The 26,952-nt window shown below is 62.2% G+C and carries 24 protein-coding genes; 11 read left to right on the top strand and 13 right to left on the bottom strand.

Annotated features, from left to right (window positions below; translation table 11 throughout):
- Window positions 1-542: 542 nt before the first annotated feature.
- From parA to EPN59_RS11755, 3 genes are all read left to right on the top strand, one after another.
- On the top strand, window positions 543-1,220 hold the full coding sequence (gene parA / locus EPN59_RS11765) for a ParA family partition ATPase (RefSeq protein ID WP_293035730.1): 678 nt from the start codon (window positions 543-545) through the stop codon (window positions 1,218-1,220).
- A 21-nt stretch (window positions 1,221-1,241) separates the two neighbouring features.
- Window positions 1,242-1,448: a hypothetical protein gene (locus tag EPN59_RS11760; protein ID WP_293035733.1), complete on the top strand. Its 207-nt coding sequence runs from the start codon at window positions 1,242-1,244 to the stop codon at window positions 1,446-1,448.
- A 184-nt stretch (window positions 1,449-1,632) separates the two neighbouring features.
- Entirely contained in the window at window positions 1,633-2,370 is a 738-nt protein-coding gene (locus tag EPN59_RS11755; RefSeq protein WP_293035736.1) for a UPF0149 family protein, read from the top strand.
- Between the two features lie 30 nt (window positions 2,371-2,400).
- Here the strand turns inward: EPN59_RS11755 and EPN59_RS11750 are convergent, their stop codons facing one another.
- The 3 genes from EPN59_RS11750 to EPN59_RS11740 form a co-directional block, all read right to left on the bottom strand.
- Entirely contained in the window at window positions 2,401-3,594 is a 1,194-nt protein-coding gene (locus EPN59_RS11750; protein ID WP_293035739.1) for an ATP-binding protein, read from the bottom strand.
- Window positions 3,595-3,661: 67 nt separating this feature from the next.
- Complete coding sequence (locus EPN59_RS11745; RefSeq protein ID WP_293035742.1) at window positions 3,662-4,390, bottom strand: IPT/TIG domain-containing protein; 729 nt, start codon at window positions 4,388-4,390, stop codon at window positions 3,662-3,664.
- A gap of 186 nt (window positions 4,391-4,576) precedes the next feature.
- On the bottom strand, window positions 4,577-7,738 hold the full coding sequence (locus tag EPN59_RS11740; protein WP_293035745.1) for a relaxase domain-containing protein: 3,162 nt from the start codon (window positions 7,736-7,738) through the stop codon (window positions 4,577-4,579).
- Between the two features lie 178 nt (window positions 7,739-7,916).
- On the opposite strand from EPN59_RS11740, the gene EPN59_RS11735 reads away from it, so the two are divergent.
- The 3 genes from EPN59_RS11735 to EPN59_RS11725 all read left to right on the top strand — a co-directional run bounded on the left by EPN59_RS11735 (window position 7,917) and on the right by EPN59_RS11725 (window position 12,470).
- Window positions 7,917-9,971 (top strand): DNA topoisomerase 3, encoded by a 2,055-nt coding sequence (locus EPN59_RS11735; RefSeq protein WP_293035748.1) that lies wholly within the window; start codon window positions 7,917-7,919, stop codon window positions 9,969-9,971.
- Between the two features lie 156 nt (window positions 9,972-10,127).
- Entirely contained in the window at window positions 10,128-11,480 is a 1,353-nt protein-coding gene (locus EPN59_RS11730; protein ID WP_293035751.1) for a DNA cytosine methyltransferase, read from the top strand.
- 15 nt (window positions 11,481-11,495) lie between these two features.
- A complete protein-coding gene (locus EPN59_RS11725) occupies window positions 11,496-12,470 on the top strand; it encodes a PmeII family type II restriction endonuclease (RefSeq protein ID WP_293035754.1) in 975 nt (324 codons plus the stop codon).
- Window positions 12,471-12,537: 67 nt separating this feature from the next.
- Here the strand turns inward: EPN59_RS11725 and EPN59_RS11720 are convergent, their stop codons facing one another.
- Window positions 12,538-15,102: a type IV secretion system DNA-binding domain-containing protein gene (locus EPN59_RS11720; protein ID WP_293035757.1), complete on the bottom strand. Its 2,565-nt coding sequence runs from the start codon at window positions 15,100-15,102 to the stop codon at window positions 12,538-12,540.
- 246 nt (window positions 15,103-15,348) lie between these two features.
- Here EPN59_RS11720 and EPN59_RS11715 point away from each other — a divergent pair, with 246 nt between their 5' ends.
- Window positions 15,349-16,527, top strand: a complete 1,179-nt coding sequence (locus EPN59_RS11715; protein ID WP_293035760.1) for an ATP-binding protein — start codon at window positions 15,349-15,351, stop codon at window positions 16,525-16,527.
- A gap of 155 nt (window positions 16,528-16,682) precedes the next feature.
- Here the strand turns inward: EPN59_RS11715 and EPN59_RS11710 are convergent, their stop codons facing one another.
- The 3 genes from EPN59_RS11710 to EPN59_RS11700 all read right to left on the bottom strand — a co-directional run bounded on the left by EPN59_RS11710 (window position 16,683) and on the right by EPN59_RS11700 (window position 18,417).
- Window positions 16,683-17,564, bottom strand: coding sequence for an ArdC family protein (locus tag EPN59_RS11710; RefSeq protein ID WP_293035763.1), 882 nt, complete (start codon window positions 17,562-17,564; stop codon window positions 16,683-16,685).
- A gap of 92 nt (window positions 17,565-17,656) precedes the next feature.
- On the bottom strand, window positions 17,657-18,082 hold the full coding sequence (locus EPN59_RS11705) for a hypothetical protein (protein WP_293035766.1): 426 nt from the start codon (window positions 18,080-18,082) through the stop codon (window positions 17,657-17,659).
- A gap of 44 nt (window positions 18,083-18,126) precedes the next feature.
- Window positions 18,127-18,417 (bottom strand): hypothetical protein, encoded by a 291-nt coding sequence (locus EPN59_RS11700; protein ID WP_293035769.1) that lies wholly within the window; start codon window positions 18,415-18,417, stop codon window positions 18,127-18,129.
- 596 nt (window positions 18,418-19,013) lie between these two features.
- Here EPN59_RS11700 and EPN59_RS11695 point away from each other — a divergent pair.
- From EPN59_RS11695 to EPN59_RS11685, 3 genes are all read left to right on the top strand, one after another.
- A complete protein-coding gene (locus tag EPN59_RS11695; protein WP_293035772.1) occupies window positions 19,014-19,880 on the top strand; it encodes a hypothetical protein in 867 nt (288 codons plus the stop codon).
- Window positions 19,877-20,350 (top strand): hypothetical protein, encoded by a 474-nt coding sequence (locus EPN59_RS11690; RefSeq protein ID WP_293035774.1) that lies wholly within the window; start codon window positions 19,877-19,879, stop codon window positions 20,348-20,350. Before EPN59_RS11695 ends, EPN59_RS11690 begins: the two co-directional genes overlap by 4 nt.
- Window positions 20,351-20,459: 109 nt before the next feature.
- On the top strand, window positions 20,460-21,494 hold the full coding sequence (locus EPN59_RS11685) for an HNH endonuclease signature motif containing protein (RefSeq protein WP_293035777.1): 1,035 nt from the start codon (window positions 20,460-20,462) through the stop codon (window positions 21,492-21,494).
- A 199-nt stretch (window positions 21,495-21,693) separates the two neighbouring features.
- On the opposite strand, the gene EPN59_RS11680 is transcribed toward EPN59_RS11685, so the two are convergent.
- Window positions 21,694-22,989 (bottom strand): MT-A70 family methyltransferase, encoded by a 1,296-nt coding sequence (locus EPN59_RS11680; protein ID WP_293035779.1) that lies wholly within the window; start codon window positions 22,987-22,989, stop codon window positions 21,694-21,696.
- 304 nt (window positions 22,990-23,293) lie between these two features.
- Complete coding sequence (locus EPN59_RS11675; protein ID WP_293035781.1) at window positions 23,294-23,869, bottom strand: hypothetical protein; 576 nt, start codon at window positions 23,867-23,869, stop codon at window positions 23,294-23,296.
- A gap of 124 nt (window positions 23,870-23,993) precedes the next feature.
- On the opposite strand from EPN59_RS11675, the gene EPN59_RS11670 reads away from it, so the two are divergent.
- A complete protein-coding gene (locus EPN59_RS11670) occupies window positions 23,994-25,091 on the top strand; it encodes an HNH endonuclease (protein ID WP_293046075.1) in 1,098 nt (365 codons plus the stop codon).
- A 17-nt stretch (window positions 25,092-25,108) separates the two neighbouring features.
- Here the strand turns inward: EPN59_RS11670 and EPN59_RS11665 are convergent, their stop codons facing one another.
- The 4 genes from EPN59_RS11665 to EPN59_RS11650 all read right to left on the bottom strand — a co-directional run bounded on the left by EPN59_RS11665 (window position 25,109) and on the right by EPN59_RS11650 (window position 26,784).
- Window positions 25,109-25,735, bottom strand: coding sequence for a LytTR family transcriptional regulator DNA-binding domain-containing protein (locus tag EPN59_RS11665; RefSeq protein WP_293035785.1), 627 nt, complete (start codon window positions 25,733-25,735; stop codon window positions 25,109-25,111).
- Window positions 25,736-25,768: 33 nt separating this feature from the next.
- Window positions 25,769-26,056 carry a hypothetical protein gene (locus tag EPN59_RS11660; RefSeq protein ID WP_293035786.1) on the bottom strand — a complete coding sequence of 96 codons (288 nt, stop codon included), beginning with the start codon at window positions 26,054-26,056 and terminating at the stop codon, window positions 25,769-25,771.
- Window positions 26,057-26,257: 201 nt separating this feature from the next.
- On the bottom strand, window positions 26,258-26,458 hold the full coding sequence (locus EPN59_RS11655) for a hypothetical protein (protein WP_293035788.1): 201 nt from the start codon (window positions 26,456-26,458) through the stop codon (window positions 26,258-26,260).
- Between the two features lie 104 nt (window positions 26,459-26,562).
- Entirely contained in the window at window positions 26,563-26,784 is a 222-nt protein-coding gene (locus EPN59_RS11650) for a hypothetical protein (protein WP_293035790.1), read from the bottom strand.
- Window positions 26,785-26,952: the final 168 nt, after the last annotated feature.

Here is a 26,952-nt window from a genome sequence, read left to right as displayed (position 1 = left end):
CACTCCACCCCGTAACCGCCTACGGCGACGAACCGGGGCCGTCGCCGCGGGGCGAAGCGTTACCACCCCAGGCGCGTCAAATCCAATGCCCCGGGCTCAGAGCGCGAAGCGGGATCGCCCCTCGCCTCCGGCGAGGTTTCACGCGTCCGCGCCCTGCGCACCATACGCGCATACGTCAAGCCCAACGTCCGCGTCGGCGAAGAACCATGGCGCCGCCATGTCGATGAGTTCCGGCGGTCCTGGCCTTGCCCGATCACACGCTGCGGGACATTCCTGCATGCCGCACGAGCGGCAAGCGCGGCGATCCATCGGCCTCGCGCGACGGACGCAGGCACCGCTCGGCAACCGTGAACGGCACGACCGGCGGTCATCACATTTTTTGATAAACGGTCTACCAAAGAATTTGGATTTCTCCGGGAAGTACGGTTACATCGTGTTGTGCCACGGCACAAAGGCACCTCGGCACAACTGCGCAACGGCACGTTTGTGCCATGACACACCGGCACATGCCGGTGCACCAACACCTCAATGCGGAGCAATCGATGATCACCATCGGCCTAGTCTCGGAAAAGGGCGGCAGCGGCAAGAGCACGACCGCAATTCACCTGGCGGTGGCGCTCGCCCGCCGGCAGCAACGCGTATTGCTGGTCGACAGCGACAAAGCGTCCGGGTCGGCAGTCCGCATGTGGGCCGCGAGTCACGATGAAACCGACATCGACGTGATCGGCCTGGATCGGCCGACGCTCGACAAAGACTTGAAGAAGCTCGGGCGCCAGGACGACATCCGGATCATCGACGGCGTTGCGAACGATCCGCTGATGGCCGTGGCCGCAATCAAGGCCGCAGATCTCGTTCTGATCCCGGTCCAGGCCACGCCGAACGACCTATGGGCGCTGTCCGGACTCGTCGACCTGGTACGCCAACGGCAGGCCCTGACCGACGGCGCGCTCCGCGCCGCGTTCGTGTTGACTCGCGCGGCGCCGCGCACCCGATTGCTGCGCGAAGCGACGGCGGTACTGGGCGACCTGGGCGTGCCGCTGCTGTCGACGGTCGTTCATCAGCGCGTCGCATATCCAACGGCGCTGTCCGAAGGCAAGACGGTGTTCGACGACATCAAGAGCATCGATCGGCCGTCGCTGCTCGCCGCTCGCGCCGATATCGACGCTCTTGCCGACGAATGCCTGGCGCTGTTCGCGCAGCCCCTGGCCTGCGCCGCTTAACAACGTTCCCTGGAGATTACGATGGCCCTGACCGTCAACCGCCCTGCTACTGTTCCCGAAAAACTGCAACGCCTGCTGGCTGACGACAAGCGCGTGCGCCTGTCGATCGATGTCACCGCCGACAAGCTTCGCCGGCTGAAGATCTACTGCGCAACGGCCGGCAAGAGCCAGTCGCAGGTCGTCAACGACGAGATCGACGCGCTCCTGGCGAAAGCGCGCATCGAGTGATGATGAGCGTTGTTGTCCGAGACAGTAGGTGCGATCGGCACAGGATGCACCGAACGACCAAGCCGGTCTTGTCTCTGGTCGGTAAAATGGGTTTCCGTATGTGTCACCGCGAGCCAATTCGCTTACCGTCGAAAGACGGCCTGCCAGGCACCGCGGCGACCTCCCTACCCTGGACCCTTTGCGCATGATTCACCAATCCGACGATGAGATCGACGAGCTCGACCAATTCCTGATGTCCGACATCGCGTCGGACGAAACCATGATGATCGACACGCTGGACGGATTCCTGACGGCCATCGCCATCGGCCCCACCACCGTGCTGCCGAGCGAATGGTTGCCGGCCGTCTGGGGACCGACGCCGGAGGACTCGCCACACTTCGAGTCGATGGAACATGCCCAGCACGTTTTCAGCCTCCTGATGCGCCACTACAACGGGATCATCCAAACGCTCGAACACGATCCTGATTCGATCGCGCCAGTGCTGAACATCAACCACTACCCGGACGATCCGTACGAGTATCTGGACGGCGAAGCGTGGGCGCACGGTTTCATGGACGGCATCGGACTGCGTCGGGCCGATTGGCAACCGCTGTTCGACGATGCCCAGGGAAAAGCTTGGCTGCGCCCGATTTACCTTCTGGGCGCGGAGGAAGTGAGCGACGACGAGGAGTTACTTGTGCGCTGGCCCAACCAGCGCGAGGAGCTTTCTGAGCAGATCCCCGACAGCATCGCGTCGATCTACCGTTTCTGGTTGCCATACCGCGGCGCGGTGCATGAGCGGCAACTTGCAACGACGATCCAGCGGACAGCGCCAAAAATCGGCCGCAACGATCCCTGCCCGTGCGACCAGCGGCAAGAAGTTCAAAAAATGCTGCGGGGCGGCCAGCGTTCTGCATTGACGGTATGCGACCGCTCAATTTAGGTCACTCGCAACGTCGCGTCCAACCGGTTCTCAACCGGGCGAGATACTTCCCCGCCACTGTCCCTGGCCGTCGTACATGTCGCACTGGGGAAAGCCGACGGCATTCCAGAGAACGTTGAAAACGGGTCGCAGGACCGAAGGGACATCAGCATCGTAGCTGTCGAGATAGATTTCCGGCAACACAACGATCTCGCGCCCGACCGGCTTCGTGTCACTCCAGCCTAAACCCTCAGGGGAGTGTCGATAGACTGTCTTCGTCGCATTGCATAGCGAGACGAAAATGTAGATCGGTAAGCCGGTCTCGTAGGACTTTAAGACGCCGAGATATTGCCGAACCGCGTTGATGACGAGGGTCGTCAAGTCGCGACCGATGAACCGAGACTGGCCATCGGGCTCGTAAGACAGCTCCCTCACGCCCTCGATCGCACCGTTTCGGAAGAATTGGGCATAGGCAGACCGAACAGCGTCATTCGGATGCGTACTGTTCAAGAACCCATCAAGATTGACCCCCGCTTGGTTCGATCCGCCAAACTCACCCGGCGGCAACGGGACATGGGTTCCTGAAGCCATTACCTGAACAATGTCAGCGAGCCGGTCGTCGGCAAAAGTCGGGGCGGGAATCACGTGGACGACCATCTTTCCCGACGCGCTTAACGGGATCGGCGTATCGCCGGCGTTGATTTTGACCAGCCGATCGCCGAGAAACGACCGGATGCGTTCGGCCATGTGTGGCGCGTCGTTGAAGAGTTGGCGGAGTTGCTGGACGTTAGGCTGATATTTAACGGTTCCCGCGCGCGCCCAGAACTTGTTGCTGCTGCGGGCCACTACTCGATGGGGCGGCAGAAAGCTCCTGGGTATCCGTATAATAAGAATGTGGCCACCGCTGGCGACTGGAATCGCGCGAACACGCATGTTGCTGATGCGTGGTTCGAGGCCGGCCAAGGCGATTTGCTCCAACCGGCGCATCTCTTTATCGACATCGCCCTGAAACGGTGTAAGTGCCGCCGCCACGCCATCGTGCTCGGCAACGCCGACGATAATGTCGCCACCCAGAGTATTGGCGAAGGCCGAGACGTCCGCGAGGAACTCCGAGCGAGCGTCGTCGCCATCGGCATAGGTTTGCTGTTTGTAATCCAGGTAGGTCGATTCGCTGACCTTTGCCGCGACGAGGTTTTGTAGCTCGGCTTCAGTAACCTTATCGAGCGGAATATCTAATAGCGACATGGGGTGAAGTCCTGGTTAGGCTCCGGCGGCTGGGATACGCGGGAGCGTTCATGCCACGTATCCGGGGTCAATTGATGTAGTTTAGGAACCGGAGATGCAGCTTCTTCGACTCGTCGACCCGAATTTCGAACAGAGCGGAGCGCTCACATTCAGTTGCAGTTACGCGGATGGCAAACGTTCGGAGCGTGTTGTCGTCCAGCCATTGGGTGCTATCAAAGAAGCCGCCACCTATCGGTGTGCTGAATCTGAACTTGTCGCTGCTGCCCCAATGCGCAGCGACCTCCACGAATCTCTCTGGATCATCATGTCGTAACTGAAATCCGGTTCCGTCCAGCAGCAAGGTCGTTCCTCCGGGTGAGCCTGTTGGGGGAGAAATCTTCTCGATATAGACTTTGCAGTTAGAAAGAGTCCTGCCACCCGCATTTTTGACACCGATTCTCACGGTGCTCTGCACTTGATCAGACTTGACATCGGTCACGTGATAAGGGGCAGTCGACTTCGTGGCGATCTCGATCTTCGGATCTAGCGCGGTGGGCTTCGCACTGACAGTTTCAATGTTTGCGGCTCTTTTGCACAAGAGAGCCCAGCCGGCGACAAAGGCCAAAGCTACGGTTACAGCAGCCCATAGCCATATCATCCAGTGCGGCAAAAAAATCGGTGTGAAGGCATTCGCATAAGCGAATGCAACCGCGTTGCCCAGATAATGCTGCCCGATCCAGACGATAGCTCCGATAATGGCCGCTGAAATCACTTTGCTCCACACCGGATCTTTCCACACACGTGTTACGAGTTCCATGCATTGGTGCTCCTGTAGGCGCGTTCCCCTCCGCCGCTGATTTCCGGGACGGTTCATCGTGCGAGTAGCAAATTACTCACACGAAAATACCAGAAACGGAGACCAAATAGCACGCAATGCACGATCAGCGTAATGGTCGTGTAGATAGGCGCGACTGCACCATCCCGGTTATCGAACGTGCCCGCGCTACATTCGCAGAGGCTGGCGCGACCGCCTGGTTGGTGCTTCGGGCGCAGCATCGCGCTGACCCGATGCTTCGGGGTTTGCCAACGCCCGACCACGCCAACGGTCGAGCGCGTCGATGAACGGACGGCGAGCGTGAGCCGCAGCCACCCTCAGCCTTTCCAGCGGCGAGCGCGCCCTAGCCCAAAGCTCATCGCGCTCGCGGACGCGCCCCTGCCGCCGATCCCGCCACGCCTCGCGCAGCGCCCTGGTCGCGGTCACGAACCGATGCGACATCGCCGTCGCAGCCTCTCGCTCCCCAATGCCTGAACGCTGCTGCGAAATGGCCGTGTCTTGCTCTCGCCGCTTCTCATCCAAACGCTGCCGCTGCGCCCGAGTGGCGAAATCGATGGCGTTGCGCTTCAGCCGCTCACGAGCGAACGCTTCGGCCAGCCCCTTGAAGTCCATCTGGCCGGCGTAGAAGCGGAACGCTTGCTTCGACCGCGTGAACGCGACTAGGGATGCCGCTTTGTCGAGCATGCGCGCGTTCGCCAGCGCGCCGACCCACGCCAGGCCTTGGCCCTGTGATTTGTGGACGGTGACCGCGTACGCGTGCGACAGGTGGCGCTCGTCTTCCGTGTTCAGACGGATGGTTCGACCGTGAAGCTTGGCGATGTCGGAGTATTCGCGCAGCATCAGGTCGCAGCCCCGCCCGTCCTTCGCCGGCAGAATCGATTCGATCGTCGCCATCGTGCCGTTGATCACGTCCAGCGACGTGTTCGCAGCGCCGAAGCGGATGCGATCGCCCTTCGACAGTTCGAGCACCTTGTATTCACCGTTCGACTGGATCGTCTTGACCGCATACCCGTCGTGCAGCAAACCGCGCTGCTTCAACCCGGAGCGAACCGCATCGTTGAGCGCGGCCACGTCGCTGCGCGTCGAGCCCAGGATCAGCTTCTCCGACGGCGGCAGCAGCTCGCCCGCGCGGGCCAGGAACATGCCCGGCCGGTGCGGATCGGGAATGTCCGCCGTCGCCCGCGCGTCGAAGTAATCGTCGACCAGGCGGTGCATCGCGGCGACCGAATCCTCGGCCTGCACCACCTGGCCGCGATCGCACAGCCGTTTGAACACCGCCGCGGCGTCGATCATGCTCCCGGCCATCGCGTCATCGAGGATCTTGCGGTCCAGCCGCCCACGCTCCTGCTCGAGCCGGTCGCGCTCGGACGACGAGCCGGACGGCAGGGCTTTCAGCTTGGCCTCGATCGCCTCGATGTCGACGATGTCTTGGGCGTTCTGCCCGTAGAACATCGACGATGTGATGCGATCTTCGCGATCCCGTTGCCGGCGGATGCGCGTCAGCAACGAACGGCCAACCACTTTAACCTCCGCTTGCATCGGGTTGCCGGCGCCCACGGGCGCCAGTTGGTTCCGGTCGCCCAGGCCGATCAGCTTGACGACGGCACCGTCCTTCTCGGCCGCCGCGACGTGCTGCTTCAGTCGGTACCAACTCCGGCTGTCGACCATGCCGATCTCGTCGACGAAGATCGCGCAGCGCTTCGGCAACGGCATGCCGCGGTCGAGCCGGGCCAGCAACGACGTGATCGACGAACTGGCCATGCCGGATTCGGCTTCCAGCTTCTTCTGGGCGGCGTTCGCAATGGCAGCGCCGAGGCACGTGTAGCCTTCCAGCTCAAACGCTCGCTTGATCGCTTCGCTGGTGTAGCTCTTGCCAGTGCCCGCACGTCCCTCGATGATCGCCACGGTTCCGCTGCCCATCGTGACGCGCTCGATCGCCGCCCGCTGTTCCAGGGAAGGCACGCCCTTCTTCGCCGTGAACTCGGCGATGGCGGCCTGCACCGCCTCGGCCTTCAAACGGACGGCCTGGTTGCCAACGCCGGCACGGCTGTGCGCATCCATCCACAATTCGCGATCGATCTGGCGCTGCGACGTGTAGAGCGTCTGCCCGTGGTCGTCGGTCTTGTCGAGCGCGACGAAGCGCTTGGATGCTAGCAATGCGTCGACGGCTTTCTCGACGTCCTTGGCCGACATGACACCCACGTATTCAAGAGCGACGCGCTGGATCACCGCAGCTCGTGTGAAATACACCTCGTGCGCTTCGAGCTGATCGGTGACGGCGTCCAGGCTGGCGCCGCCGACGTTCGACGGCAGCCCCTTCATGTCCTTCGCGTGGCGATAACGCAGCGCCCCGCGCGTCCCGAGGTCGTCGAGGCGGTCGGACCAATGTTTGGTCAGATCGTCGTGCGGCGGGCAGTCCTTGTCGTTGCGTGAGCGCTTCGCGGCCGTCAGGCGATCCGTGCCGTGGTTTTCCGCGTACTCGTTGATCTGCTCGGTGCGGCGGGAAAGCTCGGCCAGTTCCTCGCGCGTGGTCCCGACAACGCCGAAACTGATGTCGCCCGTCGGGCGGCCGTCGGCATCGACCATGACCTGCTTCTCGATGCCGTAGCCGAGTTCGGCCAGGCCCTTCGCCAGCTCGGCCCGGTAGATCGCGCCGGCCGCCATCTGCAACCGCATGAGCTGATCGGTGTTGAACGTGCGCCAGACGCCGTCGTCGCACAGCACCGTGTTGAACAGCAACGTGTGCGTGTGAAGCTGCGGGTCGATGGTGACGGCCTTGCCGTTGTTGAGCACCAACGCGTGGGTGTGCACCGCAGGATCCGCCTCTACCGGCCGGGCGTCGAAATGCGTGAACGACGCAGCGACCATCCCCTGGATGCCGACCGCTTCATGCCCCTGCTTGCCGCGCCGACTGGTGCAGGACCGCTGGTAAAACGCGATGCCGGCCGCGGCGGCGCCTTGCTGCACGCGCAGGATGTCGCGTTGCTCCTCGACCGTCGCTTTTGCGTACAGCGCCGACACGCCTTTCGGCGCGGAAAACGTCACGTCCGCCCCGACCTCATGGGTGGCCTTGCCGGCGTTCTGGCACAGCTTCGCCTTGCCGTCCGGGCCGAAGCCAGCCGCGAGCTTGCGCACGATCGAGAAATCGACGCGGCCGACCAGGCCGAGCGATTCAGCGCCGACGCCGCACCACTGCGTCGCGTCGTGGAGCTGACCGTCTTTGCTCTGGTAATACCGGTAGGCGCCGCCCTCGTGCTCCAGGTAATCGAGGTGATCGCCGCCCTTACGGTCGTGGCCACGTGAATCCAGTGGAGTGACGCGAGCGGTCATGGCAAACCTCGAAGCGGTTGAGCTTGGACTAGGCTATCAAAGCCCCTGATTCGGACAAGCCACGCTGCATCCATCGATAGACCGCTGGTCGGAAATCGACCTCAGCCCCATTGCCGCCGCTTCCCCATTTCTTAGGTTGACCCGATGGCCATCCGGCCGCTTCACACGGGGTCCACCTATGCGCTTGTTCATTGCCGAAAAGCCCGCCATGGGCAAAGCCATCGCGTCGTTTCTGCCCGGCCCGCGCCAGTCGCGCGACGGCTACGTCGAAGGGCCGGATTGGCTCGTGAGCTGGTGCGTCGGGCACCTGCTCGAACAGGTGCCGCCCGAGGATTACGACCCGAAGTACAAAACATGGTCGTTCGACACGCTGCCGATCGTGCCGACCGAGTGGAAACTGAAACCGTCCGCGGACAAGGCCGAGCAGGTCAAGACGATCAAAGCGCTGCTGGCCCGCTGCGACGAAGTGGTCAACGCCGGCGACATCGGGCGCGAAGGCCAGGGCATCATCGACGAGCTGCTGATCTCCCTGGGCAACACAAAGCCCGTGAAACGCCTGTTGCTCCCCTCACTGGACGAGCCGACCGTAAAGCGCGAGCTGGGCAACCTGCACGACAACACCAAATTCAAACCGCTGTACGACGCGTTCCTCGGCCGGCAGCGCGCCGACTGGCTGATCGGTATGAGCATGACGCGCGCGTACAGCGTCCTGGGGCGTCAGGCCGGGTACGGCGGCGTACTGTCGGTCGGCCGTGTTCAGACGCCGACGCTGGCGATCGTGGTTCGACGCGACCGGGAGATCGCCCAGTTCGTGCCGAAGTCCTTCTGGACGGTGCAGGCCCAGTTCGGCGATCCGGCCCAACCGGACGTGCCTTTCTGGGCGAAGTTCAGCGCCCAGCGTGCCGCCGGTGCGGCATCCTCGGACAACACCGGTGACGAAGACGACGGCGACAGCAGCGACGAGCCGATCGGCGATCGGTTCTTCGACCAGGCGGCGGCCGAACGCGTCGTCGCGGACGTGAAAGCTGGCGGCCAGGCCACGGTCGTGCGCTATGAGCGCAAACCGGCGAAAGAGCCTGCGCCGATGCCGTTCGAGCTGACCGGGTTGCAAAGCGCGCTGAACGCGAAGTACGGGTATTCGGTCACGGAGGTACTCCAAGCGGCGCAGTCGCTGTACGAGAAGAAAGCGATGTCGTACCCGCGTACGGACTGCCCGTGGCTGGCGACCGCGCAGCTGGCCGACGCGCCGGCCGTGCTCGCCGCCGTCGGACGCACGGTGCCCGAGCTGGCCGGATTCGCTGGGCAGGCCGACCCAGCGCTGGTCAGCCGCGCGTGGAACGACGCGAAGCTCGGTGAGCACCACGGTCTCATCGCGACCGGCACCGCACCGGACTGGGCGTCGCTGTCGCCGATCGAGCAGGCCGTCTACCGCGCCGTCAGCGAGCGCTACGTCGCACAGTTCATGCCCTTGTGCGAGGTCGACAAAGCGGTCGTCGAGGTCGAGGCGGCCGGCCACCGTTTTGTTGCACGCGGGCGGGTCGTGCGCGTGCCGGGATGGCGCGTGCTGTTCGGCGCGAGCGAGACGCCGGCCGACACGCCGACGCTGCCCCAGCTTCAGGAAGGCCAGGCCATTGGCGTCAGCGATGCGAAGGCCGACCACGGCCGCACGTCACCGCCGGCACGGTTCACGCAGGGCACGTTGCTCGACGCGATGCGGCACGTGCACCGGCTGGTCGACGATCCCGAGGAAAAGAAGAAGCTCCGTGCGCTGGACGGCATCGGGCGCAGCGCGACGCGCGCAGCGATCATCGAAACGCTGCTGAAGCGTGGCTTCATCGTGCAGAGCGGCAAGACGATCACGGCCTCCCCACTGGGGCAAATCCTCGTCGAAGCGCTGCCACCGACGCTGACCGACGCCGGCTTAACGTCGCGGTGGGAAAAGCTGCTGGACGGCATCGCCGAAGGCCGTGTGCCGCTGCCGGTGTTCGAGGCGAAGATGCTGGAAACGCTGCGCAAGCTGGTCGACGCGGCCAGGGCTGCGAAGCTGCCGCCTCCTCCGCCGGGGTGCGAAGCGAAGCCGCAGGCATCGGACAAGCCGGTGCCGAAAGACGCGAAGCTCTGCCCGAAGTGTGGCAAGGGGCACATGGTTCCCAAAACCGCCAAGGCCAGCGGCAAGACGTTCCTGGCGTGCACGGCCTGGCCCGCGTGCGATCACAAGGAGTGGAAGAAATAGATTTCTTGTCGATTTACGGGACAGATGGCGTGTCTCGAACCGTTGAGATCGTTGCCGGCGCCTCGGATTGCGGCGCCTCGGCAGGCTTACCCGGTGCATAATTACGGACCATGTGGATCGCCCAATCTGGCATCGCACTCACATACAGAACATGACATGACTGAAAGGAAGTATCGGGTTATTTCCCTCTTTTCCGGCGCGATGGGTCTCGATCTTGGCATGGATGCCACTGGTCGATACGAAATCGTCGCTTGCGTTGAAAAGGAGCGTATCGCCTGCGACACGATTCGAAAGAATCAGGCAGCAGGCCGGCTGCCCAAAGAATTGAAGGTCTTTGAGGGAGACATCTCGTCGTTAGATCCAGCGGACCTTTTGCGAGCGGTGGGGCTCGCGCCCGGTGAGGTCGATCTGCTGATCGGCGGGCCACCTTGCCAAGCGTTTAGTACGGCGGGAAAGCGAGGAACCGTGCAAGACCCCCGAGGTACCTTGCTATGGCAGTTCCTTCGATTTGTCGAACACATTCGGCCTCGGTTCTTTGTGATGGAGAACGTGCGAGGACTGGTCTCTGCGGCCTTAAAACATAGACCAATTGCGGAACGTCCCGAGAAGGGCGGGCCGCCGCTTACGCCCGAGGAAGAGCCTGGCTCGGTGATCCGCCAATTTTCTCGGGACTTGCAGGCGCTCCCGGACGCCGCATACCACATGGACATCTTTGAGGTCAACGCCGTCAACTATGGGGCGCCTCAAATTCGAGAGCGGGTTCTCTTCATCGGAAACCGCTACAACATGGAAGTCGATTTTCCGGATCCTACGCATGGACCGGCCAATGTGGTTGAGGCGCAATCATGCCTGTTTGGCGGCGAAAATTCGAAAGGGCCGTGGGCCACTTTGCGCGATGCGATCGGTGGCTTGAATGAAAAATCTCCCACCGTCTTGGACTTTAGCCCGAGAAAGAAGCACTACCTGGACTTGGTACCCCCAGGGTCGAACTGGCGTAGCCTGCCGGTTCCTCTCCAACAGGAATCTATGGGCAAAGCATGGCATGCAAAAGGAGGACGGTCTGGCTGGTGGCGACGCTTGACCTTCGATTTGCCGTGCCCCACGTTGATGACCATGCCGAACCACGCCAGCACCGCGCTATGCCATCCGACTGAGACCCGCGCATTGAGTTTACGAGAATACGCGCGCATTCAAGAGTTCCCTGACCGCTGGGAGTTTGCTGGCACGGTGTCTGAACAATATAGGCAAGTCGGGAATGCCGTTCCAACTCGATTAGGTAAGGTGGCGGGTGACGTAGTCGCGTCCGCTTTAGACGCGATGAAATCGCGGAAATGGCGAAAATTCGCAAGCGCACCTGAAGCTTTTCGGATTGTCTACATTCAATCTCACGTTCGAACCAGGCAATGGTTCAAAAACGGGAAAACCTTTATCTGGGACGATGAGGCAGAGGTAAAGGATGCCGCTTACGCGCCAAGTCGAACAAATCGAAAAGAAAGAGCAATAGCCTAAAAAGGAGCAACGCAAATGGCACGGGGACATCCGGGGATGCCTACGGCAGAAGACGTCACGATTAGCAAGTCTTGGTTGCTGAATATGTTACGCCGAATCGACAATGACGACTCTTTAAGAGCGAGAGTGCTTCGACTTGAATCCGAATTTCGATCGCGGATCGACTCTCATGTCGAAAGCCTTCCGCAAGCACAATCTTCATTCAAGAAATTCAAAACTAGCCCCTTCGTGCTGATGATGTACTCCAGACGACAAGGGTATTCTCGAATCAGCCAGATTGAATCAGACATCCTTCCGGCAAAGCTCTTTTCCTCGATGGAAACGTCGGCCGGAAAAATGATCGAGGAAATCGTACTACCAGAAATGGGTTGGGCATGCGTAACAAGCGAGATGCATACCGCCAATTCAGCCCTGGACGGAAAAAAACTCGACGACACAGGCCTAAAGGTCGCGACATTAAAAAGCGGCCCAGCCTGCCTCAATGACGAGATGAGCGAGAACTTTGCTGATGCAATAATTTCGCACGTTGGAGCGTGGGCCAATGATGCAGACGTTTCAGACGTAAATTTTACCTATGGCGTTCTGTACGGAACCAAGAAGCAGTCGAACAAAAAGGATTGGCACATTATCCGAAATTTATCGGATAAACTCGGATCCGAAGTGTTCTCCATTCACTCGAATGGACGTTGGGATTGCAAATTTGAACACAACGGAATCACGGTGACTGCGACGATCCGCGTCGGAAAAGAATGGTGGGACTTCCTTGGCGGCGAGCAGTTTCTCGTTGAACTTTGCATTGCATTAATCCGTGCATGTGTTACACCCGGCGAGACAGATCCGAGTACGCAAGAATATGTTATTTCGGATCTCGCACAAATCGTATCCACTGCAGGTGTGCCGGCTGACTTCAACGTTGCCCTTCTCCAACGGGAACAAATACCGTGGCTGTTTTTCCTAGCCCGGCATTTTTGCGATCGACTGACACCTTAGGAACCGTTACGCGCAGTTAGGGAGACCGGTCGTTAAAGGGAACGCTGTGCCAGCGAAATCACGATAGTCAATCCAGGCGAACCGGCCGGAACTGCACGGCCTGCTTTGGTGGCTTGGGATCCGACGCTCCGCCAGTGGCGTCCAATACCTTCGCGCCCGCTGCCACCGCCTCGACCAGGTGCCCGCCGAGCGCGCCGACGACCATGTCGGCCACGGTGGTCGCTGCCTGCTCCGCAGTCGCGCCAGCGATCTCGGCCATCGGCTCGTCGCCCTCGCCTGGGCCGGGCGGGCTGTTCGTCACGCCGTCGAGCTCGTCGAACATCGCCTGGTACTCGGCGTCAGCCGCGGAAACCGTGACCACGGTCTCGACGCTGGTCGCTGGTGCGGCTCCCACCGACGGAGATGATGCCTCGACAGATGCTGCTGCGACCTCACCGTTGCCGTGGTCGGCGACAACCGGTGCGGCCTGCGCCTGGGTTGTAGCAGCGATGGCGCTCGCATCCGTTGTCGCGTCGGCCGCGGCCGGCGGTGCCGTACCGCCGCAGGCCGACACGGCGCCATACGGCTTGCACCAATCCGCCTCGACGTAGAACGGCCGGACCTTCGGCAGAACGACGCCGGGGAACGACAGCAGCTTGGCCTTGCCGTTGCGCAGCACGATCGCCCGGATGGCGAAGCCTTTCGGGTTGTCCTTCGTCTTCGGCACATTGATCTTGCCCAGGGCCGTCAGTTCGGACGCGTCGATCAGCGCCCGCTTGCTCTCGCTGTACGCCGTGGTGCTCGACGTGCCGCCCGCCGACAGACTGGTGTTCACGTTGACGGTGCCGACCAGTCGCTCGCCGATCAGCCGGGTCATCCGGTCACGCGTGTCGCCAGGGCCGAGCCGGCAGACGACGTTCGTGCCGACCATCGATTCGAGCGAACTCGCAAAGTTCTGGTCGTACGTGCTGTTGATCTGGGCCTTGTCCTGGAAGCCGAGGATGACCATACACCCTTTGCTGCGCCCAACCGCGGTCAACGCCTCGACCGCGAGACGTCCGATCGACGTGAATTCGTCGATCACGAAGAACACTGCCCGGCCATCGTTGAGGCTGTTGTCCGTGTCTTCCACGTTCATCATTTGCGTCTGGGCGACGTTGAACAAGACGGAGATGTAGGCCTTGGCCAAGCTTTCGTCCCGGCCGTTGCGCAGAATCAGCATCGGCTCGCCCTGGTAGCGATCGTCCAGGAATTCGCGCATCGAGAATCGCGGGCGCTCAGGGCCGACGTCGCCCCAGGCCAGCGTGAGCTGTGACACGACCGTGAACGCCTGCCCGACGGCGCCGAGGATCGACTGAGTGCCCATGTTGTCCGCATCTGCGATCGTCTTCGCGATGACCGGGTTGTGCTGCTGCACGATCATGTAAAGCTGCCCGTGCGGGTACGCGCCGCGCTCCAACAACTGGTGCCAGCCCCAAGCCATGCCGAAGTCAGCGTACAGCGATTCGAGGATCGCGTAGATCACGCCGGCGGCACCGTCGTTCAGCCACTTGTTCTTGTCGCCGTCGAACGTCGGACTCAAGATGCTGGCCATCGCGCGCCGGGCCGAGACGTCGACCAGGTCCTTCGAGATGTCCCAAACCGCCGAGCGCGCGTCCCAGGGCGAGACGATCACGCCGTCCGGGTAGCGTTCGGTGAAGTCGCCCTTCCGGTCGTAGAGCAGCAGTTTCGTCTTTGGCCGCTCGGGATCCGGCCGGATGCCCATCTCGGCGTTGAGGGCGGCCACCAGCCGGCGCAGCTCGCGCCTCGTGCCGGCACCCGTTTTCTTGAACCGGCTGCGCCACGACTCGACGTCGGTGCTCTGCGGCTCCGCGGTCTCACCCTTCGGCAGCGCCATCGCCCGCAGCGGCGCGAGCAAGCGGTGTCGCTGCTCGTCGGTGATGGACGTCGACTCGATCAACGCTGCGATGTCACGCCAAAGTTGCCGGTGCTGGATGGCGACGATCTGCCGGAGCGTGCGATGCAGGATCTGCGTCTTGCCGCCGCCAACACCGCCCGAGATCAACACGTGCTCGGTCATGTTGTCCTTCGACAGCGCCAACGACGGATGCAACCAAACGTATGGCTTGACCGCTTTCGACTCGAGCTGGGCCGCCCGTTCGGCCTCGGCACCGCGCAGCAGACGCTCCCCTGCCACGTGGATCAGCCGATCGCGCGGGCGCAGCGCCAGTTTGGTCACGTAGCCGGCGACGATGAGGGCCAGCGAACCGGCGAAGAGCAGGCGGCCGTAGAACATGGCAAACGGCAACTGGTTCACAAGCGACGCGTAGGCCGATACCTGCGGTCTGAAGAACCGACCGTGCGACCAGAGCGCGAAGGGGATCTCGAGCCAGAGCTTGAGGTGAAGCTTCAACGGAAGCGGCACGATCTGGCCGTTCGGCCCGATGTACGCCGTGAACGCTTCTCCGAAGACCGGCAGCCGGTGCCACAGGCCGCCGATCAGCGCGAGGGCGAGTACGACGAACGTCAACGCACCGAGCACCAGCGCTTCGCCGATGTAGCGAACCGGCGTGCTGGGCGGAAGGTTTTGAGGCAGCGGGCCGAACCAGTGGGTCCAGACCGAGGCGTCGGCGGGATGGGAAGGCTTGCTCATGCGCGTGCTCGAACGTTGATCTTTCTTCAACGTAAGCGGCCCACAAAGGCTGAGCCATTACGGCACCGCGATGCGCGACGGGCGGTCTAGCCCTATTCGTCGCCTTCGGCATCGTTCGATTGCACCGCGCCGTTGCCGTGACGCGCCGTTGGAAGCTCATCTCAGGCGCAGCAAGAGCAATCGCGTATTCGCATTTCGCAGTATTCTCTTCCGATCCACACCTGGGTGAGTGACCGGCGGGCCGAGATGATCCCAAAATCAATCCACGAAATTGCACAGGCTGACATCGACGCGCTCGTAGCCAATGCCGTTGAAGAAGGAAATCAGCTCGATTTCAAACAAGCACTTGTCGGTGGAACACGCGACGACAAGAAAGAGTTCGTCTCCGACGTGTGCGCGTTCGCCAACACACAAGGCGGCGACTTGGTCTTCGGTATTCAAGAAAACGCGGAAGGACGTGCGCATGCCGTGGTGCCGCTTGCGTTTAACCCCGATGACGAAGTCCTGCGCCTAGAAAGCATCATCGCCGATGCGGTGGAGCCGAAGCTTTTCGGGGTACGCTCGGCCGTGGTTGAGCACGGCGGGGGACGCGTTTTGGTTCTCCGGGTGCCCCGATCGGTTCAGGGCATCCACCGCAACAAGCTTGACGAGCGCTTCTGGGTGCGGGAATCGAAATCGAAGCGAGCGCTCGACGTTCCTGCACTTGCGACGCGGTTCCAGGGTTTGACTGAACGCCAGGACAAACTGACGGAGTTCTTTGCTGGTCGATACGCTGCTGTTGCGACAGGGCGGTTGCCACTGCCACTCCGCCCAGGACCGAAAGTGGTCGTACACATCTTTCGAATGTTTTCCGGATCGGACCAGGTCATTGACGTCCAGCCGGCGGCAGACGTTTTAGCTTTACCTGTACCAACTCGGCCAACGGGCCGAGATTTCCGCATGACCTTCGAAGGCCCGATGCAACACTCGCCAATCACCGACGGGATGATTCGTGCGTTCACATTGACTCACCATTCCGGTATTGTCGAAGGGGTATCAAAGGTCGCGGACCCTGGGCAACCTATCCATGCCGACGCGGTTGAATGCACGATCCTCCAGTTCGTGCACGACCTCATTCCGGCCATGCGGCGAATACTTCCCATCGACCTGCCACTTGTGATCAGGGCTGGCATCATCGGCGGCGAAGGCGCAGTCGTACAGCCACTGAATGTGCAAGGCCGCTTTCTTCTCGACAATCCGCAGCCGAGTCCCATTGACCGGGCAGCGCTGGTTCTGCCTGATGTTGTTGTCGACAGCGACACTCCGGATTTACCGACGCTATTTCGATCAGCATTTGATCGCCTGTGGCATGCGTCCGGCTTTCCGCGAAGCTTCTCCTACCAGAATCGCGACGGGCGCGTGGTTTGGACCGCCGGTGTCTTGTAGCGCACGGAATCACCGACGAAGTGGATACCGCCCGTGCGGCAGGCGGGATCGGCTGAGCGGTTGACCATAACGAGATGAGGCGCTTTCGCGCCCCAGGCTGTTGCCTTCCCGTCGCATCGCGACTGGGCATTACCAACCGGCGATGGAAAACACGCTTACTGCATCGGCCCACGCGCACGGACCCGTTGCCGCGTCGGAGCGGCCTCATTGTGCTCAACATTGGCAGCACCCTCCTCCGCCGGCGCGGCAGCCTCGGCCCGAGGCTGCACCTCGCACTTCGGCAGCACCGAACGCTCAACCCGCCAAGCCGTCCCCTCCGGCGCTTTGCCCAGGGCTTCGAGCGACACCTTCGCCGCCGCGTTGGTCAGGTCCAAGATCTCCTTGTTGCGTGTGCCGCGAGGCAGAGCCTGCAACGTGTCGGCGATCGCCATGCCGTCCACCCGTTGCCCGTGCGAAGCTTTCAAAAACTCCCGTGCGATCGTGTTGCGCGCGGCCTCGGCCGGCGTGTCACCCTGGCCGGCGACGGTGGCAATGATCGACGCGGCAACCTCGTCGCCGTTGGCCTTGCCGCCCACCTCCGCACCGTTCGCCTGGGCCGTTTCGCGCAACCGCTGGGCGGGACGGTCCGGGCGCAGGGACTCGTAGGCCGGCACGCCGTCGACCTGGCTGGCGTTGATCAAGCTGTACGTCTTCAGACTGACCGATTGGCCGTTCGCCCCGCGTTCGTAGAAATACACCCGCACGGGCTCGGCGTTCTCATGGACGGAACCGCCGATCGCACGGATCTGAGCCGGCGTCATCCAACGCGGATCGGAATGCCCTGCCGTCGCCAGGCGCAAACGCGCGGCACCTTCGAACGGCCGGCCCGTCGCAGCGTTGTAGGGCTGCCAGGCGTCTGGGTTCGGCGATGCCGTCGGGGCGCCAGCGACGATCGCCGCGCGCATCTCCGCGAAGATCGCGATAACGTTCGCCTCCACGGCCTTGGGTTGGGTGTGTTGCGTCTCCTGGGTTTGCTGCGCGTCTTGTTCCGTGCTCATGCCGGACCTCCGATGGTTAAAGGGCACGAGGTACCGTCTCGTACCCATCGGAAAATGCAAGCGCTACGGCTACCGCTCGTCGGAAAGCGCTGTCAGGCGTCGCTGTGCACGTCGTCCACTGTCGTCGCGCTGTCGACGTACAGCCGCTCCACCATCGTCCGCCAGTCGTTGTACGCCTGTGACGTACCGCCGCTCGGCCCGTCCACGTTGATCGGACGCTGGGCGGTACCGGCAGCTCGGTGGTACACGACGGCTACCATCGCGCTGATCGCACCAACGCACGACAGCGCTTCCAGGAAGCCGTCGATGCGGCAAGCCAGGGCATCGATCTCGCGCTCGTAAGCCCGAGCGTCGATGAAGTCCTGGCCATGGATGCACTTGACCTGCTGCCGGCGCAGCGCATGGAGCAAGCGGATGTCGGTCGACACTCGGCCGAGTGCCACTCGCGTCGGTTCGGACGCGTCCGTGGGCGCCAACGGAACGATCGGGCAGAGCATGGGGTTGCGGTGGTCGGGCATGAGGGCCTCCGTTTTGGAAGGTTGAATCGGGTCGAGGGAACGCGTTACGCCGCAGGCACGCCGATAGCGGCGTTCAGGTTGGTAACAACCGCGGCGGAAATCTGATCGCCCCAACGCTGCATCGCGGCCTTCATGGCATCGCGGTGCAATGCCTGCTCAGCGGCTAGGCGTTCGTGGATCAGCTTTTCAATGTCGCGCCCTTCGATGTGCAGCATGACCGCACGGCGAAGCTGGTCGGTGATGGTCGAGCCATCGATCTCGGCGAGGTTTTGCAGCGCGTTGTACGTGTCGAGCGGCACGCGCAGCGTCAGGTTTTTGAGCGGGATGCGAGCCATGCGTTTGCTCCGATTCGTGAATGACGACTCCAGTCAACCAGAGCCAGTGGGAAAAGCAACGCCTTCGCCTGGCCTTCTCGCCGGAAGCGGACGGACGGTCTACCTGAAGGCAACGCCTTCGCTTGTGGCTGCCTGATTTCGGCGTGTTTCGGCCGAGCGCGGTGAAGGCAGAAGCCACGTCAACGGGAAGGCAGCGCGCAGCGCCACGGGGCAAGACTTCCCGAACGCAAAACGTAGCAGAGCGCAGTGCACCGCCAGGTGCAGAGGGTATAGTGGTAGTCCCCTCGTCTTTGACGTTGGTTTTGATCGGGTTTCAGTTTTTCCAGCCGTCCCGCTGCACGCACGCAGCGCTGCCACTGCGGGTCATGCGCCGCACTCAGCGGTGTCGTTCTGGATTTTCCAGCGGCGAACGTCGCTCCGCCCTTCCCCATGCTCTTACGCTCGCCGGTCGTCGCCGCGCGAGCCCGATCGCAATGCCGGTCGCCCTGGTAGTCCGCATGTCGGTACATCGCATCGCTTCGTTGCCAACCGTTCCTCGTCGCGCCAGGGTGTACCTTAGAACCGGCGAATGGATCGGTTCAGTAACGGAGACGGACATGAACCCGACCATCGCTCACGAGCATCCCGACGCCGCGCCATTGACCGCTGTGTTCATCGACGTACTGAAGCAAGTCGCACAAATCCCCTCGCCCCGCCTGAGCTGGCGACGCAAGGACGCGTACGGTGACGACGATCTGCGTTGCACCTACTGCGGCTGCGGCATCGCCAAGCGACACCGTATGACCGCCGGCCGGAGGCCCGCCTGCGCAAGCCGCATCATCCCGGTGTCGGCCGGCGGCTGCGCTTCCGAGTACGTCAACGTGATGCCGTGTTGCACCGATTGCCAGAAGAGCAAGGGCGGGCGAGACCTGCTTGAGTGGAAGCCCGACATCGACGAGGAACTCCAGGCGCGACGCCTTCAAGTGCTGCACGCCTCGCTGAACCACGTCGTGCCCCTCACCGCTCGCACGGCTGCCGGTGCAGAGGCGGTACTGCGCAAACGCTGGGAGCAGCCCCGCTTCCGCGCGCTCGGCAACGTGTTCATGCAATACGGGTTTCTCGCCTGGCCTGCTGGATCGCTGCCATCCGCCCAGGGCGCCGGCCTGATGTTCGTTCTTCAGCGTACGTTCGGCGCGGTCGACGTGTCGCCCGACCGGGCCTGGACGGTCTTCCGCCTGCCGCGCGAGACGTGGCACGTGGCAGCTTGGTTGCTCATCGAAGCGAACGCATTGCTCATCAAAGTGGACCTGCCGCCGCCCCAAGCGATTCGGTTTCCCGCGTGGGATCCGGTCTCACTACCCGACGAGCATCAAGGCCGCTGGTGGGTGACGTTGCCGGCCGACGTCTGGATCGAAGACGTCGTGCGATATTGGAAGCGAATGGCCCTGGCCCGCCGCGCTGCTCGTGCGGAGATGAACGAATGACCGATCTGGACGTCGACGAGCTGTACGCGGACGTCATCGCGTCCGCCTCCCCGACCGGCTTCATCCGGCAAACACTGCGCGACCTGGTGGGCAAACTGAAGGTCGACGACGTGTTCGTGCCGCACGACGTTTCGCTGAACGTCCTCCGGTCCGAGCGCGCCGCTCTGCTATACGTCGCACCGGGCGACGGATGGGCCGCGCTGCTGATGCGCGCCAAGCCGGGCGATCGACGGAAAGAGATGGCGTTTCACTGGCCCGAGGCCGGCGCATGCCGGATCGGGCCATACCGCCTTGTGTTCTCAATCCCGGCGGACATTGACGACATCGCGTCGGAGCTGGAGCAAGACGGATGGGCCGTCGTGCCGATCGTCCCTGGTTGGACGGCTCGTGCAAACCTTGTACCAACGGATCACGGCTGTTTCCGCGGCGAGACTTTCAAACATGCAGCAACGCGCTGCGCGTTACTCTGAGACTGAAGCGAGAGCGAGATGGAGACGAATCCGGCCCGATGCTGCTAAACACCGACCTCTACGTCCTTGGGTAATATATGCGCACGCCGATTTTCCATACCTCGCCGCGATGAGCTATCTGCCACCTCCTACTCGCCCAACCAGCAAGCGTCCTGTTCGGGAGCTTTTGATCGAAGCCGGGCATGATGTTTCGTCTTGGAACATCACGAGCACCGGAAAAGTCGTCGCCAATCCAAACGACAATATCTCGAGAAATACCGCGTGGGTATTTCCTGGCAAAGAAGATGAACCACTCGTCGCTTGCATCTGGTTCGACGGTCTGACGATCTCGGAAGACGGAGCCTTCTATGTCGGTAACGATCGGGCGTATCGCCAGCGGCTGCTCGATCTCGACAAAGGGGAACAGCGCAGCGATGTACGCAATCGACTGCGGACCTGGACCAGTCGGTCACGTGATCTCGATTTTGGAATCCAGGCAGCATACAAGCACAACCGTCCCGTAAAACTGATCCTTGTGGACGGCAACGACGTCGATGAATCAGAAGCCGACCGCGCGTCCACCGTTTCGGCTCGAGCCCTCGATCCCGCGGTCTGGTGGGTTCATGACTACGATTTCTCAGCGGTCGGCGGTGGCGGCTATCGCATCGTGCGCGGTGGTAATCCTCCTGTCCGTGCGATAGACAGCGAGACTCCAGACATTCCTGATCTGGGCGACGATCCGCTTCTCCGGGAGTTGGTCCAGAACCTCAGCGATACAGAACGTGATGCTGTTATCAAGGCACGAGTGGGTCAGGGCCCTTACCGCGACTCGCTTTTTGAAAGATGGGGGGGCTGCTCAGTCACACAAGTGACGATGAAAGACGTGCTCACCGCCAGCCATATCAAACCTTGGAGTCGGTGCGAAACCGGCGAGGAGCGGATCAGTGTAGCGAATGGACTGCTACTGGTGCCAACACTGGATCGCCTGTTCGATCGCGGACTCATCACGTTTGACGAGAACTTCAAAATTCGGATCAGTTCGCAGGTGTCGCTCGCACACCAGCGTCATTTCGGCATCGATCCCAATACGCGGTTAAGGCTACGAAACTTTGATGACCTGAAGCCATTCCTCAAATGGCATAGTGAGCACGTCTTCAAGCCCTGAACTCGCATGCGACTACGTGCGGTTCGCATTCGGTATTTCGATTGCTCCCGACCAACTGGAGCTTTGTCGGGCTTGCCTCCCGACGAGTCGCGCGCATGTGACGGTGCGATCGCACCGATGATACGAACTGCGTTACTGGCTGCTTCGCCGTTTCGGCGAGCCTACCGTTACGTGTGTGCGATGTACGTGACGGGCAACGTTAAACCGCCCGCTCGAACGTCTCGTCGTTGCTCGCCTCCTCGTCTCCAACGTTCGCCACGGTGTCGAGGTTCGGCGCTTCCGGCAGTACCAGCTCGTTGCCCCACGTCGTCCAGCCGGCGCGCGGAGCACGGGCGAAGAGCTCCAACTTCGTGCAATCGCCGTACACCCGGTCGATCTGCTCGCTGAACCAGGCCGGCTTCTCGCTGTGCGCGAAGCGCTGGCCCTCCGTTGCGTGCCACGACGGGATCTTCTTCACGCCCGGCTGATGGAGGGCCAGGCCGCGACGCCCGACCAGCAGAATTTCGTGGCGGTTGATCACCGCACCGTTGCCGATCACGTGCGTGTCCTTCGCCCAGACGATGTTGTGCACGTAGTTGAAGCCGAAGTGCTTCATCACGTCGAGCGCTTCAGGCAGCATCGAGTTCACGCACCACATGAAAAACACCGAGTCGTCCGCGGCCAAGCGGCCGATCGGCATCGCCTTGATCTCGTCCAACGACATGGTCGGGTAATGGTGCGACGGATCCGCCATGCCGGCGCTCGACTCCGTGTAGCGCCACGGGAAATCCGCTTGGATCACCTGGAACGAGCCCTCGGCGAAATCGGTGAGCTGATGCGCGGCGACCGGGTTGTTCGCGACCAGTTGCTTCGCACGCTCACGCTTGGGCTTGAGCACCTCGTCCTTGTACATCTCGCGATGCACGCGTCCGATGCCCGACTCGACCATCCGCTCGATCAGGGCGGAATCGCCCTTGGCCGCCTTCACCAGCTTTTCGGCGACGGACACCGGGATGGCGCCCTCCGCCACCTTGCTGATCAGCGTGTCGCAACCCGATGCAGCGACGGTCTTTGCGCGCAGCACCGAGTCGCTGGACACGCCCGCCTCCGCTGCAGCCTGGGCGATCGAGGGTACCGCACCGGCGTCATGCTGGTTGCTGCCGCGCGTGCGCGTCGCACGGGCCGCGGCCATCAGCGCACGTGCGCCGGCCGGCAGCTCCTTACGCATGGCGTTGCCGTGATGTGCGTAAGCGGCCATTTCATCGTCGGCCAACTCGCCCAGGTCGCGAACGCGCGGCTCGATGCCGACGGCCTTGCACGCGGCCAGCAGGTCACGCCCGTCGAGCACGAACGCACCGTCATGCGCCGTGATGATGTCGTTGACCTGGCCGATTTCACGCAGGCTCTGCTCGAGCGCGGCGCGCTGATCGTCGGTCGCAACAGGGTTGAGCTTCTGGATCGCGTCGAGGATCGGCGTTGCGATGAGGGATTGAACTGCGTGTTGCGTCGTCGTCATGATGGCTCCGTTGGTTGTTGGACAACGGAGTCGATTTCAAACTTTTCGAAGACGCGGAACAGCCCATCCGTTTACCCTGAAACGGCCGTAGCCCCCTCCGTATACCCTGAAAGCGAAAAGAAAATTGAGGCGAGGATGTCGGAACGGGCGCCCGGCGACAATCCACCACCGTCTGCGTTGTCCACGGCCGAACCGGTTTGCAACGCGAGGGCAACCCTTCGGTTTGCCCGACGAGCGTTGTGAACGGGCGCCGCCAGGCGGGCGGTGGGGAACGCGGATCTCCGAGCGATCAGGGGTAGGCGGATCAAGCGTCAGCGATGTGGCCGTACCGCCTGATGCGGCACCCGGCCTCTACCTCGTGAGCAGTCAGGGCAGCCGTCACCGCAGGGATTCTGGCTCGGGCGACGCTGATGCGCTCGTCGACGAAGCGGTCGCGGATTTTGATCCGGGCGCGTGTCTCCGCCATCCTGGCTTGGCCTGTACCGCCCCGATCCTTCAGGTTCTTGTGCGCAACCTGGATCAGCGTCCGGATGTGGTCGGTGTCCAAGCCCCTAACGGTCAGCAGGCGATGCGGCGTGGCGCCACGGGCGCACGGCAGCGCCTCGATCGCCGTCACGCGGGCGATCGGCACGAGCAACTCACGGGAGATACGCAGGAAAAACGCCGGGTAGGCGATCTCCATGACGTCGAGCGATGCCTGCGCACGGACGAGCAAGCCGTCGTCGAGCAGGACGAACACGGCCTTGCCGTCGGCGAACGCGACCAAGGCTTTCTTGAGGACGAACCGTTGCCCATCGACCGGGGCTTCGAGGCCCAGGAAGCCCGATCGGGCGAGTTCGACCAGGGGCGGGAGATTCTTGCGAAGGCGGGGACGGCCCATGAATGCATTTCGGACGAACGGACGATCAGCGCATTGTACGCACCCTGGGTAGCACCATGCTGTCGCCGCATATTCGATGCTTTGGCAGGTCCGCCTTCGACATTCCGATGTAAGCTGTTATCGAATGTCACCTCGTTTTGATACGATTCGCCCAACGGGAATGGGATCGAAAATGCCAAAAAAGCGAGCAGTCAATTCTGCCAATAGCGAGACCCCCTCGTCGGGCATCTCCACCGCAGCGGATCAGCGTACCGAGTTGAATGCGCAAGCTACTGACGCGTCCACGGTAGTAGGCTTTAAAGTGGTCAAACGCAAGAACCGCCAGGCGATAGTGCGGACCATCGTTCATGTTCACAAAGCGGTGCGGCTCACACGCACGTCACCGTTCAAGATGCCCGGGCGGGATACGCTGCATACCCGGCAAACCACGATCAACATGGCCTTTGCCAAATCTTTGACGCCCGTGCTCAAGCCGACCCAGGTCGAGCTCGACGTCGCGCTTGCGCTTCTCGGTATGGAAGACGGAATAAAGTGCTCCTATTGCGGTGGAGCATACCAGACGTGGGATCACTTTCAGGCCGCGACGCAGCAGTCAAAACCCAGCGGGTTCATTGACGAGATCGATAATCTGGTGCCCTGTTGCTCGCGATGCAACTCTTCACGCGGAAACCGAAAATGGACGACCTTCATGAAATATCTTGAAGATGAGAAGGTCGAGAAATTGAATGCAGTTATCGCCGCACTGCCAAAAGGGAAGCATTCCGAAGATGCGAATGTGGAAACCGAGCGGCTGCACAACGAGCATTCCGAGTGGCTGGCGCAACATAAGGTACGGCAGAAGCGCCTGTGCAACTTCTCAGAGGCAGTCGATCCCATCCGGCTAGACTTCAATCAATTGTTTTTCGCGGGGCCGCTGAAGGAACATTACGACGACTACTCAAAGCTGTATGCCCAGATCAGCGATCTGCTTAGCAAAGCTAAAACTCACTGGGAGGCGCTCGTGCCGGTAATCGATGAAGCCGCCCGGAACGCCGACGAGATTCGCACCGATGGCAAGGCACGGAAGCCGGGGCTCTTTCTGAAAGACGTGCCGCCAAAAAAGTCTTTGCGGAGCGCGTTTCTTGCATCACTGAAGGACCTCGGAACGCTGGAGAGTGGCGAGCTTATCGAAAACGCGATGACCGGGCCAAAAGGCGAGCATCGCCCTCCTACCGCCGACTAACGCAGGCGCTCAAACGTTCATCGGCTCATTGGTGGCAGGTACCGCGCAAAGTGGCCGCGCTGGTGCCGCGGCACGACGAGTTTGACGCCCATCGGATCCTCCGTTGGAGCCAGTTCGTCGAAGATACGGTCGAACTCGGCCTGCTCGAGAATATGGCGCTCGACCTCGGGAACCTCGCGCCGCGCAACCTCCACCGGCTCGGGCAGGCCGTCGACCACGAGGCGCCGGCGTTTCGCCTCACCGCAGCCGCGCGGCAGCACATGAAACTCGCTAATCAGCGAATGGTTGACCACCAGATCGCGCCGCACGCGCAGCAGGTCGGATGGAAAGAGCCGCACGAACTCGCTCAGCGTCCCGTCGCACAGGTGCTCCTGGCCGTCCAGCGTCGTGATGCACGAGAGCTTGTCGCACGAGCGGATGGCTCTGATCTGCCTGGGCGAGATCTCATAGATGATCTCGCGCTTGCCGACACGCCTGTAGATCTTCCCGCCGCGTAGGTTAACGAACGGGCGCTTACGGATGTCATCGGCGTACATCGGGTCGTCGGCAACCGCAAGGCCCGGCGGCTCGCTGGCGATCGCCTCGCGCGCGGCACGGACGCGTTCCGCGATGTAGCGATCGATGTTGGCGGCGGACAGGTCCATGGCGATCTCCGAAAAAACGGGCCGTGACGTTGGTCAGTGACCGAACGTGGCGAAGAACGCGTCGACGGCCACGACGAATGTGAAGCCGCCGATCATGACCAGCGTCGTCCAGCCGACGACGAGCTTCAGCACCGCTTGCGTGCCGGCCCGCTTCACAGCGCGATCGTGATCCCAGATCGCGTCGAAGTCCGTGCCTACCGCACCGGCGTGCTCCAGGCGCCAGGCATTTTTCACGGCTGCGCGACCGGCGCGAGCGAAGTGGAGCCCGATGGCCCAGGCCAGTGCGACGAGCAGCAGTTGGAAGGTGGTCAGGTGATGCATCGTGTGCTCCTATGCGCCCCGCGGGCGATGAACGTTGGGCCTCAATCAGCCGCCGATCGGCTCCGTGCGCCGCCCTGAAAGGGTCGACCAGCGTGCGGGACGGGGCGGCTAACGTGGCCCGAGGCGGTCATCGACGTTCCGCGGTCGAGCGGAAGAGCACGTCGGCCCTGCTCCACCGATTCACGTCGAACGTCGTGTTGCTCAAGCTTGGTCATCGGACACCTCGCAGCCCCAGGCCAGCGCGGCGAACACCACGAAAGCCAGGCCCAGGGCGAACGTGTCGGCAAGCCCGGCACGGAGCGCACTGGCAAGCGTCAAGCCCGCGATCGCCAGCGGCCGGCAGTCCTGCCATGCGGCGCGAAAGCCCCGAAGTTCGTCAACGATCTTGCTACGAAAAGTCATGACGTCCTCCGTTTTACGCACTTGAATACCTCTCTGTACGGTACCAGGTACATCTGGTAACGCAATACTTTTACTCAGTATTTTTTTGATGAACAGTCTACCTATTACAGGTCGATCTCGTTCATGATCGCCTCGATGTCGGCCACGGCCTCGTCGATGTCATGCGCGCTCGAATGGGGCTGCGGCACCGATGGATCCGCATGCCCGATGGACCAAGGACACGGCCCGATCGCCTTCGGGGCGATTAACCAGGCGGCGAACTCGGTCGCTGTGATCGACGGCATCGCCGAGGCGAGCGATGGTTTCGATGGGTGTGAGCGAGACATGGTCGACGCGTACCGTATGAGCATGGACCGTGGTAGCCCGTCCTCCGCCTCGCCACAACGGCAACGTTCGTCGCGCCGACAAACGGGCTATCTCCGTCGAGCGCGGACCATGTCTTCCCTTTGCCGTGGCCGGTGTGGATCGACGACGACGCCCGCGTAAAAGCCCCG

Origin of the sequence: Paraburkholderia sp., assembly GCF_004298475.1 — a bacterium.
Lineage (GTDB): Bacteria > Pseudomonadota > Gammaproteobacteria > Burkholderiales > Burkholderiaceae > Paraburkholderia > Paraburkholderia denitrificans.
The sequence above is the reverse complement of the archived record's forward strand: the minus strand, read 5'-3'. Positions and strand labels throughout refer to the sequence as shown.

Excerpts from the sequence above, each read along its gene's own strand:
- parA (WP_293035730.1), top strand. The coding sequence starts at position 543 with ATGATCACCATCGGCCTAGTCTCGGAAAAGGGCGGCAGCGGCAAGAGC.
- EPN59_RS11760 (WP_293035733.1), top strand. The coding sequence starts at position 1,242 with ATGGCCCTGACCGTCAACCGCCCTGCTACTGTTCCCGAAAAACTGCAA.
- EPN59_RS11755 (WP_293035736.1), top strand. The coding sequence starts at position 1,633 with ATGATTCACCAATCCGACGATGAGATCGACGAGCTCGACCAATTCCTG.
- EPN59_RS11750 (WP_293035739.1), bottom strand. The coding sequence starts at position 3,594 with ATGTCGCTATTAGATATTCCGCTCGATAAGGTTACTGAAGCCGAGCTA.
- EPN59_RS11745 (WP_293035742.1), bottom strand. The coding sequence starts at position 4,390 with ATGGAACTCGTAACACGTGTGTGGAAAGATCCGGTGTGGAGCAAAGTG.
- EPN59_RS11740 (WP_293035745.1), bottom strand. The coding sequence starts at position 7,738 with ATGACCGCTCGCGTCACTCCACTGGATTCACGTGGCCACGACCGTAAG.
- EPN59_RS11735 (WP_293035748.1), top strand. The coding sequence starts at position 7,917 with ATGCGCTTGTTCATTGCCGAAAAGCCCGCCATGGGCAAAGCCATCGCG.
- EPN59_RS11730 (WP_293035751.1), top strand. The coding sequence starts at position 10,128 with ATGACTGAAAGGAAGTATCGGGTTATTTCCCTCTTTTCCGGCGCGATG.
- EPN59_RS11725 (WP_293035754.1), top strand. The coding sequence starts at position 11,496 with ATGGCACGGGGACATCCGGGGATGCCTACGGCAGAAGACGTCACGATT.
- EPN59_RS11720 (WP_293035757.1), bottom strand. The coding sequence starts at position 15,102 with ATGAGCAAGCCTTCCCATCCCGCCGACGCCTCGGTCTGGACCCACTGG.
- EPN59_RS11715 (WP_293035760.1), top strand. The coding sequence starts at position 15,349 with ATGATCCCAAAATCAATCCACGAAATTGCACAGGCTGACATCGACGCG.
- EPN59_RS11710 (WP_293035763.1), bottom strand. The coding sequence starts at position 17,564 with ATGAGCACGGAACAAGACGCGCAGCAAACCCAGGAGACGCAACACACC.
- EPN59_RS11705 (WP_293035766.1), bottom strand. The coding sequence starts at position 18,082 with ATGCCCGACCACCGCAACCCCATGCTCTGCCCGATCGTTCCGTTGGCG.
- EPN59_RS11700 (WP_293035769.1), bottom strand. The coding sequence starts at position 18,417 with ATGGCTCGCATCCCGCTCAAAAACCTGACGCTGCGCGTGCCGCTCGAC.
- EPN59_RS11695 (WP_293035772.1), top strand. The coding sequence starts at position 19,014 with ATGAACCCGACCATCGCTCACGAGCATCCCGACGCCGCGCCATTGACC.
- EPN59_RS11690 (WP_293035774.1), top strand. The coding sequence starts at position 19,877 with ATGACCGATCTGGACGTCGACGAGCTGTACGCGGACGTCATCGCGTCC.
- EPN59_RS11685 (WP_293035777.1), top strand. The coding sequence starts at position 20,460 with ATGAGCTATCTGCCACCTCCTACTCGCCCAACCAGCAAGCGTCCTGTT.
- EPN59_RS11680 (WP_293035779.1), bottom strand. The coding sequence starts at position 22,989 with ATGACGACGACGCAACACGCAGTTCAATCCCTCATCGCAACGCCGATC.
- EPN59_RS11675 (WP_293035781.1), bottom strand. The coding sequence starts at position 23,869 with ATGGGCCGTCCCCGCCTTCGCAAGAATCTCCCGCCCCTGGTCGAACTC.
- EPN59_RS11670 (WP_293046075.1), top strand. The coding sequence starts at position 23,994 with ATGTCACCTCGTTTTGATACGATTCGCCCAACGGGAATGGGATCGAAA.
- EPN59_RS11665 (WP_293035785.1), bottom strand. The coding sequence starts at position 25,735 with ATGGACCTGTCCGCCGCCAACATCGATCGCTACATCGCGGAACGCGTC.
- EPN59_RS11660 (WP_293035786.1), bottom strand. The coding sequence starts at position 26,056 with ATGCATCACCTGACCACCTTCCAACTGCTGCTCGTCGCACTGGCCTGG.
- EPN59_RS11655 (WP_293035788.1), bottom strand. The coding sequence starts at position 26,458 with ATGACTTTTCGTAGCAAGATCGTTGACGAACTTCGGGGCTTTCGCGCC.
- EPN59_RS11650 (WP_293035790.1), bottom strand. The coding sequence starts at position 26,784 with ATGTCTCGCTCACACCCATCGAAACCATCGCTCGCCTCGGCGATGCCG.